Genomic DNA, 14,553 nt, shown 5'->3' with positions numbered 1-14,553 from the left:
AAAGCAACAATGGAAAAACTGGATTTTGACTGTTTAGCTATTCAAGCGGAAAAAGATATCTGGCAAGAGAAAGAACTGCCACTTCCCTTAATTGCCCACGTGGTCGTTGATAATAGCTATATGCATTACGTAGTGGTCTATGATGTTAACGGAGAAAGTTTACTCATTGCTGATCCCGCAAAAGGGAAAAAGAAACAAACAATTGAAGATTTCTCAAAAGAGTGGACAGGGGTATTACTTCTTCCTACACCTAAAGATTCTTACACCCCCAGCAAAGAGAAGGTAGCGGGGTTAAGTTCATTTTTACCCGTCATTTGGCAACAAAAAAACTTAGTTTTTCATATTGTGTTAGCCGCTTTTTTTATTACGCTATTTGGCATCGGTAGCTCCTACTATTTTCAGGGAATTTTAGACTATTTTATTCCGAACCAAGCAAAGTCAACATTAAATGTTGTTTCTATCGGCTTAATAATTATCTATCTATTCAGAACTCTTTTTGAATATAGTCGCAGCTATTTGTTAGTGATTTTAGGACAACGAATGAGTATGACAATTATGTTGAGTTACTTTAAACATGTGTTGTCATTACCAATGAATTTTTTTGCAACGAGAAAATCAGGAGAAATTATCTCACGTTTTTTAGATGCAAATAAAATTATCGATGCTTTGGCTAGTGCTACTCTGTCTGTCTTTCTTGATATTGGCATGGTTGTATTAATTGGCATCACATTAGCTATTCAAAATGGAACCCTTTTTTTAGTCACTGTGGCTTCGTTACCTTTTTATCTTGTAGCCATTTTAGCTTTCGTCAAAAGCTATGAAAAAGCAAATCAAGAAGAAATGACTGCGGGAGCTACTTTAAATTCAAGCATCATTGAAAGTCTCAAAGGAATGGAGACAATTAAAGCGTATAGCGGAGAAGAAAAAGTGTATAACCGTGTAGATCGTGAATTCATTAAGTTGATGAAAAAATCTTTTCGTACCGTTACCTTGGATAATGTACAACAAGGACTAAAGCATGGCATCCAACTAATTAGTAGTGCCTTAATTCTTTGGGTAGGCTCTTATTACGTGATGGACGGCACGATTACTTTAGGACAACTCATCACATACAATGCCTTGCTTGTATTTTTCACAGATCCATTACAAAATATCATTAATTTACAAGTAAAAATGCAAACAGCTCAAGTTGCAAATAAACGATTAAATGAAATATTTGCCATTGAATCGGAACAAGCAAATGTTACAATCAGTCACACTGTTTCCAAGGACAATTTCCAACAAGGAATTAAGATAGAGAATCTGTCTTTTTCCTATAATATGAAAGAGCCTACGTTAAAAAACATCTCTTGTTCTATTCCAGAAAATAGTAAAATAGCTTTGGTGGGTGTAAGTGGTTCAGGTAAATCAACATTAGCAAAATTACTTGTCAATTTCTATCTACCTACAGAAGGGGCCATCCAGTATGGAAAAATCAATTATTTAGACATTGACTATAAACAATTGAGAGAACATGTAACTTATGTGCCACAAGAATCTTTTTTCTTTAGCGGAACAATTTTGGAAAACTTAACTTTCGGCCTGTCTTCTCCCCCAAATTTTGAAGAAATACTCGAAGTTTGTCAGGCGGTACAAATCAGTGAGTTTATCAATCAACAACCCTTACGATTTGAAACAGTTTTAGAAGAAGGGGGCGCTAATTTATCTGGGGGACAACGTCAACGATTAGCAATTGCTCGGGCGCTGTTAAAAAATGCGGATATTCTTATTTTAGACGAAGCGACTAGTGGATTAGATACTTTGCTAGAACATGCTATTTTAGAATATTTACTTAGCCTTAAAGATAAAACCTTACTCTTCATTGCTCATCATTTACCGATTGCAAAAGCTTGTGATCAAATACTTGTCCTTCATGAAGGGCACCTTGTAGAACAGGGATCGCATGATTCTTTGAGATTTAATCAAGGTATTTACCAACAGCTTTGGGAAATTTAGATATGAGGAGAAGGTAACAATGGAAAAACAAGATTGGTTAGATCACTCTAGTATTTACAGTCAGAAACATAATACCTTTTATCGTTGGGTAATGTATCCAATAATCATTTTACTGCTCTTGATCGGATTATTCCTACTATACGCCAAAAGAGAAGTCGTTATACGAACAGCTGCACAGTTAACTGCTACTGAAACAAAGAAAATTCAAGTCCCTGTTAATTCAACAATATTAGACAACAAACTAACTGAAAATAAAAGAATTAATAAAGGTGAGACATTGGTCGTATTCGACAGTTCTAATTTATCTAATGAAAAACAACAACTTGAACAAGCGAATAAAACAATAGATGATCAAAAAAAAGCTGGGCAATTATTTATTGATAGTCTAAATCAAAGCAGCAATCTATTTTCAAAAGATGATACTTTTGGGTATAGTAATCAGCTAAACAGCTTATTGGCAGAAGAAGCCTCTAATAGCTACGTAAATAAACAAAGTGCAGAATCAAATCAACAAATGCAGCAAAGCTACCAACAAACTAAATCACAACTCTCACAGCAATTAATTACACGTCAAAATGAACAGAATGAATGGGTCAAAGTTCGGTCTGCATGGATAAATCAACAAAATATTCAAGGATTCTATAACGAGATACAATCAAAATATCAATCTTGGCAATCTCAATTATCAGGTACACCAGAAGATCAAAAAAATCAAATAAAAGCAACGATTTTAGCAACGATTGATGATCAAATTGTACAACTAAAAAAAGAAATCGAACAAATTCAGGGAGAACAAGTGAAATTAGTTGCTCCTACCAGTTCCGATAATGAAATAAAAAGTCAAAATGAAAAAATAAAACAAACGAAAGAACAAGCATTAGCTTCAACAAAGCAAAAACTTTCTGAATTAACAGAAGCTCAGGAAAAAAATAAAATAGCACTTAAATCAATCCTTGAACAAATAAATCTAGCAACATTGAAAGCACCAACAGATGGGATTGTTCACTTAAACGATGAAGTAAAAGATCAGTTAGAAGTTCCTAAGGGAACTTTATTAGCAGAAATATATCCTGATAACCCAAAAGAAAAATTAAGTTTTACTTCCTTAATACCAGCGAATGAAATGACACGTGTTAAAACAGGAATGAAAGTACATTTTAAACTCGATAAAAAAGGAGTCGCTTCAAACACAATAAATGGCACGTTAACTGAAATTTCTGAGACTAGTAAGACCTCGAAACAAGGTGCTTTCTATACAGTTAAAGGTGTTTTAACTCCGCCTAAGAATTTTAACTACCGTTATGGATTAACAGGAGAACTATCTCTTATTCTTGGTAAAAAAACATACTGGAACAGCATTAAGGATATTTTTCTCAATCAAGAATAAAGTAAGTGAGTATACATTTTTCCAAAAAGGAGATTAAAATATGTTTGTAGAATTAAGTAATTTAGCCACTTTTATAGGCTTTATAATTCTATTTAAGAATCGAAGGGACTTCTATCCAAAACTAAACACAATCCTAAAAATAGGATTTATTCTTTTGTGTTTAGGCACACTCTTCCCCATTTTCTATCGGTTCGTAAATATTTTTATATAAAAAATGGACTATAGTAAAGTGAGGGCTCTTTAAGTTCCGGACAAAGCACAAAGACAAGCCTCTTTTCTCGGGCGAAATACCGGAGAATGTGTGGCATTACTTTTAGACATAGTTATCCCTAATACGCCAACGTTTCTAAGGCAACTAGCACTAAGGTGCTTGTCTTAGAAGTCTTCAATCAATTAAAAACAAATTCAATTGCTAGATCAATAACCGAAGGGCGGCGACAGCCGGGCAAGGTTTTGGGCAGACTTCTCCCTAAAAATTCAACAAAAGAATTTTTAGTTCATATTTGGTATAGAACTACTTCGTTTGACGTTCGCACCTTGCCCTTGAACAACTTTATCGATCCACTTTGAGTCTATTTACGAGGTCTAAGCTTTAAAAACACCTCTACATGATCCATAAAGACTATCCGTCGCTGATTTATCCCTTAAAGTTTGAGTTTGGGGCAAACTTAGCTAAACACCCTGAATAAACCGCTCAGATGAACGAAGCTCTCAATAAGGCTTCCTCCTCCTACCTTTCGCTTTTCTGACTTGCTGGTTGTAGTCACCGTTTCCTTACGTTAAATACCACCTGTGTCCGTCTCACACAGTCGACTTCTAGTCTTTGACACATGAGGCAGCTAGATTTCCTCGTCTTTGCATGGATCAGTGTGTGCATTTCTCTGATCTTTTTGCAGTTTAAACCAACAAAAAAAGCTATCATCAAGGACTTTTCCTTAACGATAACTTATAAAATCGAATGAATATCTTGAAATGCCTAACCGCTCTCGCTATAATAAGCTTGTAGATCAGTTAAACTGATACATAAGCTTTACCTATACAAATTAGGGGTTATGACTTCTCTTGTCGATATCGTGTTATCGTCGAGGGCTCGCATTAATTTTGTCGCCAAACAAAGTTAATGGTCATGGCTCTTTTTTTGTGTTCTGTTCTATAAAGTTGTTATACATAGTTTAAAGCTCTCGAGCCTAGATTACAATGACTTTTCGTAACTCATCATATAAAAAAGTGGTAAAATATAATGTAAACTACTACTGACAACCGAGGTGACAACCACTTGCAACCACATGAAACGTTGACAATACGGCAATTATCCGAACTATTCGGAATGAGCAGACAAGCTATGAGGAAACACGTTGACAACCTAGATGAACAATACATATCAAAGAACCAGCGCGGTTACAAGGTTGTTAGCTACTTGGGAGTGTTGTCACTAGCTGACAATCTAGGACGACCTGAGTTGTCAGATCAGTTGTCACAACAAGAAAAAATACACGAAAAAGACTATAAAAACAACGATAGTGAAGTTGTCAGTAAGTTGTCAGCTAGGTTGTCACAACAACTTGCTGTAAAGGATGAACAAATTGAAAAACTTCAACAACTTTTAGACCAACAGCAACAATTAACCCTCCAAGCAAACAAACAAATCGAGAAACTCCAGGAACAAATCCTTCTTTCGGCTCCTGAAGAGAAAGAGGAGTCAGAGTACACTAAGACTGATTCTTCTATCGAACCTAAAAAATGGTGGCAGTTTTGGAAGTGATATAGGAGGTAGGGCTTCTTATGGCTAAGAAAAAATTTTATGTCGTGGTAAAAGGACGGCAACCAGGCTTATTTCATACCTGGGACGAAGCAAAGGAACAAGTAACCGGCTTTCCTGACGCTATTTTTAAAGGTTTTTCGACCATGGAGGCCTCATCGTCGCAAAGAGGGCAAAAATCCCTTTAAGAGATTTTTGCCCTGATCTATCAACGTTTTAGTCTAAATAATTTTCTGTGTTTAAGCCTCGTAACTTGTTGGGTTTAGATAACAAGTCAATTTTGTACTCTCCAAGAAGATTAATGTGATTCCATATAATTGGGGAAGTGTAAGGCATATATTTTTCAATTTTTGGTTGTTCTTTAACATAATGGTCATAAGCTTTTTGAAGATATACCGTATTCCATAGGCTTATAGCATTAATGATTATATTTAAAGCGCTAGCACTTTGAAGTTGTTTTTCTATATCTCGCTCCATAAATTTACCATGCTGCCCTGAAAAAAGTTCTCGTGCTAGATCGTTAATTAGCTCGCCTCTATTCAACATGCGTGTAATCCTTCTTCTTAGATCCTCATCAATAGCATATTCTAAGAGAAAAATTGTTTTTTCAATTTTTCCAAGTTCATTTAGAGCTTGAACAACCTTATTTTTTCTAGCATAGGATCCCAATCGGTTTAAGATAACTTTTGCTGTTGTTTTACCTGTTTGAATGGAATAAACTATCTGCTTAATTTCTTCATAATACTCTTGAATATCTTTTGTTCGAACGGTTCGTGTTAATAGATTTTGTAACTTTTTATATTCTGAAATTGGTTTTATTGAGAAAAGCTGCATAGAACCTATATCACGAATTCTAGGCTGAAATTTGAACCCAAGTAAATGAAAGATAGCAAAGGCCGTATCTGTATAGGCATTACTATCTGTAAAATGTTCTTCTAGCTCTAACTCTGTATTGTGCCCAATAGCTCCATCAATAGCACTAGCAGCTTCACGCTGATTGGTTGCTATTATTTCTACAAAGTGGGGTATATTAATCAAATGGTCTATTAACACTTGTTGATATTTTATAAGGAATGTAGTTAACAGAGCATATCGCTTATTTTCGTCAAAACGGATATAATCATATGTTTTATAACGTTCTGCAACACGTGCGAGTTGCCCTAGTCTATTTTCATGAACAAAGGATAATGCCTCTTGATTAAGGTTTATAGCTGCTATCGTTTGTATACGATAACAAACATCTAAAGCAGCCTCTTTGGTGGATTTTCCGCTCAGTGTCTTCAACCAAGCTAGTTTAGAACGTTTACTTTCTAAACTTATAACTAATAATTGTTCTAGCTTCTCTTTTTGTGTATCAGACAATATATCTGAGATTTGTCGGTATAATTCTAGTTCATTAGCTGTTCTAACCGAAATAACAATACGCTCAATTTCAATAATATCAGGCAACAAAATTCTTTGCTTTCGAAATTCTTGGACGGCTGATTGTATAAGGTATATTTCGTCAAAATTTTCTTTAACAATGTCTTCTAATATCTTTTTAAGATAGGATAAATTTGACCAAGTACATTCCTGATAATTGTAATATGTACAAATTTCAGTCAAATGATTGAGTAGAGTATTTTTACCTTTTCCATAATTCTCAAACTCAATTATCGATATCCCAAGTTGTGCCCCCACATACTTAAGAAAATCCTCAGGGATATCCAGACTATCAGACAATGCTATTCCAGGGTATCGAGCGAGACACAATTGAACACCAAATCCCATACGATTAGCTTCCCCTCTATGTTTATTGATCAACTCGATATCTTCTGCAGAGAAACTAAAATAGGATTTAAATTCTTCATTCCCTAATTTTTTTATTGAAAGTAAGTCATTTCTTTGAGCATTTGTGAGTAATCCTTGAGCTTTTGTCACCATAAATTATTGTTCTCCTTTATCAACATAGCGATAAAGGGTTGTTTTACTTAGCCCTGTTGCTTCAGTTATCTGTTTAATAGTATATTCTTTTGAAGAATACATTTTTAGAGCAGTTTCAACTTTCGATGGATCCTTGTAAGGACGGCCGCCATGTCTTCCTCTGGCTCTAGCAGCTGCTAGTCCAGCCTTAGTCCTTTCAACAATTATATCTCTCTCAAGCTCTGCTAAATTGGCCATTGTTCTGAAAAAGAATTTTCCAACACTAGTAGAGGTATCTATATTGTCTTGAATAGATATAAAATTGACCTCTTTCTTTTCAAAAAGTTCTGTTAGCTCAATCAGATGTTTTGTTGAGCGTGAAATCCTATCTAATTTATAAATAATGATAGTATCTCCAGGCCGGATTACTTTTAAAAGTTCTGCTAATTCAGGACGTTCTTTCCTTGTTCCAGTAATTTTTTCTTTAAAAATTTTATCTGTCTGTACGTTCCTTAGAGCATCAATTTGCATATTTAAATTCTGATCATTTGTACTTACACGCGCATAGCCAAAAATCATTCATAATACCTCCAATATTTTTCTTTAATAGTACCATAAACGTTGAGTGCAAATAATATCGGTCGTTAGATTATGGAAATGAGTTATGGTTCTTGTTTTAGAATACTTATGGTTCAAATTTACTAATTCATCAAAGGTACCATAAACGATCGTTTATGGTACCTAAAAATAAAGCAAAAAATTCTTATAGGGATAAAATAACAAGAAAAGAGAACAAATTAGTCCTTAAAGGGATTTTTGCCCTCTTTGCGACAATGAGGCCATGGAAGGCGCAGAAGAATATGCTGCGTCCCATCAAATGACTTTAAAAGTTCCTTCTAGCAAACCAAAAAGCATACCAAAACGAACCAACGCTGCAATCAAACCAATACAACCATTGAAGAAAAAACGAAATGCTTCAAATTATCCGAAAATGAACACACGATCGCAAGCCGATTTCAATTTGTTCAAGCAACATATGCATGATATTACCAGGGAAGTTTCAGACAAACGAAGCCGATAATAAGTGAATGATCTGTTCATCTTTTGATTTTGAGATTCAAACCAACGGTTTGGATCTCTTTTTGATCGGGGAAAATTTGGAATTTCTGCGGAGGCAGAAATGGAATTTTTTCTTCGATCAATCGCTCATCGACAACGTCTGATGAGCGACAGCCCTCGGCAGATCACGTCCAAAATTTTAATTTTGGTATAACGTGCTATACCAAATGGTTTTGGGCTTCCGTTTGTGATATCCTACTAATAACAAATTTAGGAGGTCTCACTATGGCGCATATGGAAAAATTCTCTCGTGGCAGCGTGAATGGACTCTCGATTCACATTGAACGAAAAACCGTTACCCACTCAAATAAGGATATTGATCCTGAACGCTCGTATTTGAATTATGATCTCTGCCAAAAGTCTGGCGACATGAACGAACGATTAGCTAGGAGGTTAAGAAACGTCCACTGCCTCAATCGAGAAAACGTTAAAGTCATGGCGGATTGGATCGTTACTTTACCTGAAGCAACGAAAGACAGTCCGCGAGAAGATCAACGGATCTTCTTTGAGACATCCTACACCTTTCTGGCAGATCGTTATGGTCAAGAAAACGTCTTAGCCGGTATGGTTCACAATGATGAAACCACGCCGCACATGCATTTTGCGTTTATCCCGGTCACCTTTGATCAAAAGAAGCAGCGAGAAAAAGTCTCCGCCAAAGAAGTCTTAAATCGCAAAGAACTACTGGCTTTTCATAAAGAATTAGATACGTACCTCAAAGAACACATTCCAGAGATTTATACCTACGGCATTTTAAACGATAAGACCATTGGCGTGGATGACGTGGGAACATTGAAAAAGCACGGAGAAAAGATCAAAGAAATGAAAGAGGAGCTCACGTCCAAAACCGAGGATCTCTTTACCCAAATTGAGGAAAAAAACCAACAAGAAACGCTGCTTATCAACCAACTGTATGCGATCTGGTACGACTATTGGAAAAAGACAAAAGAAACGCACGCCGATTTTCAGCTGTCGATCCGACTAGAAGACTACACACCAGATCGATCAGGAATAGAGGTCGTCGATGAATTCACGCCACAAAATCTGTCCCTAAAAATTAGAGGGGTATTAAAATTAATCCAAGAGAAGTTTTCAGCATTCAAAGAATTCATAGCAGAAAAAACGCGTAATTTAGATTCTAAGCTGAATCAATTGCTAGAAGAGAGAAGAGACACCGAAAGCTATTTTGACCGCTTAGATGAGCAAATAACCGTCTTAAACGACGAACTGCCGACAAAACGTATTTTGAGTCAACAATTAGATCAAGCGATTGAAGCAAAAACAGCCTACGTGAAGCAACTTGAAGAAAGTTCGGAGTTATCCATGGCTATGCCTTCCTATGTGCGCCCTAGCAAGCTGAATAAGGACATCTTGCTAGTTCCGAAAGATAAATGGGAAGCCAAGCACGTCGCTGCTAACAGCGTGGGTGCTATGATACGTCTAAAAGACACATTACTTAAAATGAATGACTCTATCGAACGTCAGGCACCCGATCGGATGGAGCTCTTTGCGACAGAACGGTCGTATCAGAAACTCCTGGCTCAGAAAAATGAATTAGAATATGAGAACGAAGCCTATAGAGACGGGTTTTTAGATCTCTTACATTACGACGTGATCACGGAACGAACCGTCAACGCTATGGATCTTCCCGCAGCCATGAAGCGAGACTTAATCGCTGCAAGTAACGAATCCGAAGTTGAATTGGAAATAGAGCCGTCCTGGGAAGAGGAACAAACATTAGACGGTCCAACTTTGTAAACCATGAGGCTTCAAGTGATACACTTTTTCGTGTATCCATGTTATAATTTTAGTGCGGAAGATATGAGTTTGTGCGAATAGCACAACAGCCCAGACCTCATCACAGGTCTGGGCTGTTTTTTTCGCCTTGCGGATAGGCGTGTGGGTTAGGGACAACTTGCGGAGTTGTTTACTAATCATCTAACCAATGATCAACCAGTTTTAAAACCAGTCCTACAAAAAAAGTGGGGCAACAACCAAAGATATGAGTTCGTACACGGAATAGCACCCCCTGATGGGGCAAGCTGCCATTGCTGATTATAGCATATCTACTGGTGGCCCATTTCTAGTTACAGTTGGATCCACTTAATCAAACGATTGGTAAGTAAAATAACTGATATCGCGAAATCGACCAGCAGTATTTCACAATTTTTGAAAAACAGAAAGACTGAATCTATGCCCTTTTTCCTGGCAATTTCACCTAGACCGCTTAAAAATCACAAAGACACCGCCTGTAGCCGTTGCTACAGGCGGTGCTTGTGTTAAGGGTGATTATGTAAACCAGATCATTAAATAACGAAGATTCTAATTATTTAATGAGATATCCATAAATATATGGTATCAATCCAATCAAATTGTTAAAAAAATGTAGTAATATAGAAAGCTCTATCCTTTGATACCTTTTGTAATAGATACCTAATACCACTCCCATACCAGCATATGTGAAAAAGCTACCTAAATTTGTTGGGTGGTGTGATATTCCAAATAAAAATCCACTAATAATTATGCCAATTAACATATGATCAGCGAAACATACCTTTAGAATAAAACCTCGGAAAAGAACCTCTTCCATAATTGGAGCAGAAATAACAGTAAACAATATAACTATAAAAATAGGCGTATACATCAAAAAATCTTCAAGACCTTTTTGGTTGTAAGTTGTGGTTTCTTTTTCAATTAGCAAAATAAGTCCTCCAACTACTTTTACACCCAATATTACAAGTAACCACGAAATACAATTTTTTAAATCCGAGAAGGAAAGTCTTATTTTTTTTAGATCAAGAATTTTTACTTTTGTTGCAAGAAATAAGTCGAATATTATCAATGTGAAAATTAGTGCCCCCACAATAATATAGACAACGATGTTTTGATATTTATTTGCTAAACTTATAAGTGCAGAGACAGATTTTATGATTGCAAAAAAAAGGATTGCGATCACTAATTTTCTAAAAATGGATAAAATATTATGAATATTCACAGTTTTATATATGGTCTCCTTATATAGTAAAGTTAGTTATGATATTCGTCTTTTTTTAATAAGCAAATACTTCTGTGCTATCCACCAAAAATATATGTTTTAACCAATGATTCCTTGAAAGAAGCCTTGAAAGAAACTTATAATAAATGTACTTTCTCCTAATATTAGTAAGATTACTCCTAATTTAATTGTCCAACCTATTGATTTAAATTTCTTTAAGGATCCAAATATCAATAAAATAATCCCACACAAAATAAGTATAGATTGTACTCCCTCAATCATAAACTCCCCCTACTGCTATTTTTTGTTTAGTTATTCCAGTACCCTAAAGTAAGCAAATTCATCTTTAGAATTCCCTATATTTAACATCTTTAAATGATTTAGACCCTATTCTCACTTATGATGTTAGTGAATTTTACAAACTTCTAAAATTTACTAACATCATAAGAATTTAACTACTTAAATAGTCCCCAAATTGTAACCGCGCCCTTAACAAATCTACCAACATTTTGACCTAATTGATATCCTTGTTTATCATACTTTCCACCACCATTAATTTTTAAAATTTCTGTTGATGATAATACGGTATAATTTTCCATAATTTCCATTCTCCTCCTTCTTTAATTTTTTTAATGTGTTAACCCATTCCACAATCCTTTATAATAGCTTTTCATGTAATCAATAAAGTTTCCTCCACCGTTAACTTGACGCATTTCTTGAACAGTCAATTCTTTTACATTTTGCATGATTTAACACACTCCTTCTCATTATTTTTTGTTACAGAACGACTGTATCATAGCTTCTTCATCAATGGTCAATACCTTCCTGAACCTAAGAAAATCTTTCTCGAACGTAATTTTCATTAAAATACTTCATTCAGGAATGCTTTTCCTAGGATTCAGGAATACTTTTCCTCTTACTTTTAAAGGTAGGGCATACTATGTTTATTCATTACGAGAGGATGGTAACTATGAAAACAATAAGCAATGAAAAAAGAACGCTGGATTCTGAAAAACTTAAAATGATACGCGGTGGGGGGAGCACCAAAAACTACGGAAACCCAACGGGAAATATTGCTCAGTGTGTCTTTTCATTTTTTAAGAAATGTTAGAACTGTACTTCCTTCTGATATACTTTTATTAGAAGGAGTTGTTTTAGTTGATTCAAATAGATACAAAAGCATACCTCTTACGGTCATTCGTAGATATCCTATTTTTTTATATATTATTTTTATCAGTTAATAAACAAGGGACAATAAAGAAGCGATTACTAGTTGTCATTTTTGTTTTACCGATTACTTTTATTGTTCAGCTATTTAGTGGGTTATCGGATATCATTCCTATCTTATTAGGATATATATTATTAAAAACAAAAGGAAAGAACAATTATATTCTTCTAAACGATTTACTTATATGTATGCTCATAACTTATATAGTTTCTATCTTTAGCTCAATGATCATGCTATTTCTAACTTCGAATATTCATACAGTAGGTTTCAGTTATGTTTTTATTCAACTTTTCTTAGAGGGACTAGTAATCTGCACGTATCTATTCTTTTATACAAAGAAAAATCTCCATTCATTAATTGAAAAATACAGTTCTGGGTCGACCTCTATTTTACTGACATATCTGTTTTTAGTGACGCTATTAATATCTTATGCTGCTCACTACTACGACGCCTATGACCACTTTATTGTTGGGATTATTGTATTTCTGGTCATACAAACAGGGACCGTTATTTTTTCATTTTTTAAAATGCTAGATACCCAAAAAAAAACGTACCAACAACAGTTAGAACAACAACAATTGATAAGTTTAAAAAAATATACTGAACAATTGGAACAAAACCAAGAACAGCTCTTTAAATTTAGACATGATTATAAAAATCTATTGTTAAGCTTGAAAGAAACAGCGAATATAGAAAATAATTCGTCATTACTTGATCAACTAGTCGATCTTGAAGAGTACTCCAAGTCATGCTTTTCAAATAACACCTTTGATTATAGAAATTTTGGCAATATCCAAAATGATTATCTGAAAAGTCTACTTATTTCTAAATTTGATCAAGCAAATAAAGAAAAGATCCGCTGTAAGTTTGAATGTTCAAAACCTATATTTAATATTCCTATTCCTATATTTGACTGTATCCGAATAGTAGGTATTTTGCTAGATAATGCAATAGAAGCCGCTAAAGAAAGTGATGAGATGTTACTTTCTTTGATGATCTATCAGGATGACTCCCAATTAGAATTTTTGTTTGAAAATAGCTATTGCCAAACAGATATATCAGTCAATACTTTACAAAAGAAAGGACTGTCAACTAAAGAAGGGCATTCAGGACTTGGTTTAAACACGATTCAAGACTTCAATAAAAAAAATACGAATATGTTTATTCAATACCAAAAAAAAGACACCGTATTTTCCACACAACTCATATTTATGAAACAAATAGAGGGGATTTAATGACGTATCCAATTATCATTTGTGAAGATCAAATAATACAGTTAAATCAGCTAGAAACAATTATTCAAAATTTTATCCTTTTCCATAGCGAGCTCTTTAGTATCCAGCTAAAAACACAAAGTCCTACAGAAGTGGGGAAATATCTTGAACAATTCCATCCAAAACATGGAATTTATTTTTTAGATATTGATTTAAATCATGCAACTAATGGAATAGATCTTGCAGAAAAAATACGAAAAAAGGATGTACAAGCTAAAATTATTTTCATAACAACACATGAGGAAATGATTCCTCTAACGATTCAACGGCGCGTAGAGACATTAGGTTTTGTAACAAAAGATCAACCACTAGAAGATTACCGTACAGAAATAGTCGAACTATTGGCTCTTGCTCAAGAAAGAATTGACGCGACAAGAGTTGATCAAGAGAGAGCCTTCTCATTTTCGATAGGGACACAAACCTTCACTATTGATATGCAAGAAATCTATTTTGTTGAACCTTCCGAACTTCCTCATAGAGTCGCTTTAATTACCAAAAATGGTCAATATGAATTCTATGGAAAGTTAAATGATTTAGAAGAACACTATCCGCAATTATTTAGAGTCAGTCGGAATTGTCTAGCCAATTTACAACAGGTGAAGGAGTTTGATTTTAAATCACGAAGTCTCTATTTTGAACCAGAGATATCAAGAAACTATTCTGTGGGGAAAACAAAAAAAATAAAAGAAGCCCTCAAGAAATAATCAGTTAATTATTTGAAAGGATACACAATAGTCTATGAAGTCATTTTCTTTTGTACAGCAACAAGATGAAAAAGATTGTGGTGTCGCTTGTTTAGCTATGATTTTAAAATATTTCAAAACAGAAATTCCTATTCATAAACTCCGCGAGTTTTCAGGCACAGACTTGGAAGGAACTTCTGCTTTCGGATTA

General features: G+C 34.8%; 15 protein-coding genes. 10 read left to right on the top strand and 5 right to left on the bottom strand.

Going from position 1 to position 14,553, the window contains the following annotated elements; translation table 11 throughout:
• The 4 genes from IGI38_RS24720 to IGI38_RS24705 form a co-directional block, all read left to right on the top strand.
• Positions 1–1,995: peptide cleavage/export ABC transporter (locus IGI38_RS24720; protein WP_438734598.1), on the top strand; the 1,995-nt coding region annotated here is incomplete at its 5' end.
• 19 nt (positions 1,996–2,014) lie between these two features.
• Positions 2,015–3,382, top strand: coding sequence for a bacteriocin secretion accessory protein (locus tag IGI38_RS24715; RefSeq protein WP_438734597.1), 1,368 nt, complete (start codon positions 2,015–2,017; stop codon positions 3,380–3,382).
• A gap of 1,459 nt (positions 3,383–4,841) precedes the next feature.
• Positions 4,842–5,144 (top strand): DUF536 domain-containing protein, encoded by a 303-nt coding sequence (locus IGI38_RS24710; RefSeq protein WP_438734596.1) that lies wholly within the window; start codon positions 4,842–4,844, stop codon positions 5,142–5,144.
• Positions 5,145–5,164: 20 nt separating this feature from the next.
• Positions 5,165–5,329 (top strand): ribonuclease H1 domain-containing protein, encoded by a 165-nt coding sequence (locus IGI38_RS24705; RefSeq protein WP_438734595.1) that lies wholly within the window; start codon positions 5,165–5,167, stop codon positions 5,327–5,329.
• Between the two features lie 28 nt (positions 5,330–5,357).
• Here the strand turns inward: IGI38_RS24705 and IGI38_RS24700 are convergent, their stop codons facing one another.
• Both IGI38_RS24700 and IGI38_RS24695 read right to left on the bottom strand, forming a co-directional pair.
• Positions 5,358–7,064 carry a Tn3 family transposase gene (locus IGI38_RS24700; RefSeq protein ID WP_438734594.1) on the bottom strand — a complete coding sequence of 569 codons (1,707 nt, stop codon included), beginning with the start codon at positions 7,062–7,064 and terminating at the stop codon, positions 5,358–5,360.
• Between the two features lie 3 nt (positions 7,065–7,067).
• Complete coding sequence (locus IGI38_RS24695; protein ID WP_438734443.1) at positions 7,068–7,622, bottom strand: recombinase family protein; 555 nt, start codon at positions 7,620–7,622, stop codon at positions 7,068–7,070.
• Positions 7,623–7,884: 262 nt separating this feature from the next.
• Between IGI38_RS24695 and IGI38_RS24690 the strand changes: the two genes are divergently transcribed.
• Together IGI38_RS24690 and mobV are read left to right on the top strand one after the other, a co-directional pair.
• Positions 7,885–8,124, top strand: coding sequence for a hypothetical protein (locus IGI38_RS24690; RefSeq protein WP_438734593.1), 240 nt, complete (start codon positions 7,885–7,887; stop codon positions 8,122–8,124).
• 263 nt (positions 8,125–8,387) lie between these two features.
• Positions 8,388–9,920, top strand: a complete 1,533-nt coding sequence (gene mobV, locus IGI38_RS24685; protein ID WP_438734592.1) for a MobV family relaxase — start codon at positions 8,388–8,390, stop codon at positions 9,918–9,920.
• Between the two features lie 568 nt (positions 9,921–10,488).
• Here mobV and IGI38_RS24680 read toward each other — a convergent pair.
• The 3 genes from IGI38_RS24680 to IGI38_RS24670 all read right to left on the bottom strand — a co-directional run bounded on the left by IGI38_RS24680 (position 10,489) and on the right by IGI38_RS24670 (position 11,765).
• A complete protein-coding gene (locus IGI38_RS24680; RefSeq protein ID WP_438734591.1) occupies positions 10,489–11,157 on the bottom strand; it encodes a CPBP family intramembrane glutamic endopeptidase in 669 nt (222 codons plus the stop codon).
• Between the two features lie 99 nt (positions 11,158–11,256).
• A complete protein-coding gene (locus tag IGI38_RS24675; RefSeq protein WP_438734590.1) occupies positions 11,257–11,439 on the bottom strand; it encodes a hypothetical protein in 183 nt (60 codons plus the stop codon).
• A 173-nt stretch (positions 11,440–11,612) separates the two neighbouring features.
• The gene (locus IGI38_RS24670; protein ID WP_438734589.1) at positions 11,613–11,765 is read right to left on the bottom strand and encodes a hypothetical protein; all 153 of its coding nucleotides are present in this window, start codon (positions 11,763–11,765) and stop codon (positions 11,613–11,615) included.
• A 332-nt stretch (positions 11,766–12,097) separates the two neighbouring features.
• On the opposite strand from IGI38_RS24670, the gene IGI38_RS24665 reads away from it, so the two are divergent.
• The 4 genes from IGI38_RS24665 to IGI38_RS24650 all read left to right on the top strand — a co-directional run.
• A complete protein-coding gene (locus IGI38_RS24665; RefSeq protein WP_438734588.1) occupies positions 12,098–12,268 on the top strand; it encodes an EntF family bacteriocin induction factor in 171 nt (56 codons plus the stop codon).
• Between the two features lie 47 nt (positions 12,269–12,315).
• Positions 12,316–13,620, top strand: a complete 1,305-nt coding sequence (locus tag IGI38_RS24660; RefSeq protein ID WP_438734587.1) for a GHKL domain-containing protein — start codon at positions 12,316–12,318, stop codon at positions 13,618–13,620.
• Complete coding sequence (locus IGI38_RS24655; protein WP_438734586.1) at positions 13,620–14,363, top strand: response regulator transcription factor; 744 nt, start codon at positions 13,620–13,622, stop codon at positions 14,361–14,363. Before IGI38_RS24660 ends, IGI38_RS24655 begins: the two co-directional genes overlap by 1 nt.
• A gap of 34 nt (positions 14,364–14,397) precedes the next feature.
• Positions 14,398–14,553, top strand: a 156-nt coding sequence (locus IGI38_RS24650; protein ID WP_438734599.1) for a cysteine peptidase family C39 domain-containing protein, incomplete at its 3' end; no start/stop codon positions are given.

The organism is Enterococcus sp. AZ128 (assembly GCF_051714485.1).
Classification (GTDB): domain Bacteria; phylum Bacillota; class Bacilli; order Lactobacillales; family Enterococcaceae; genus Enterococcus_A.
This window is presented reverse-complemented; position numbering and strand designations above follow the sequence as displayed.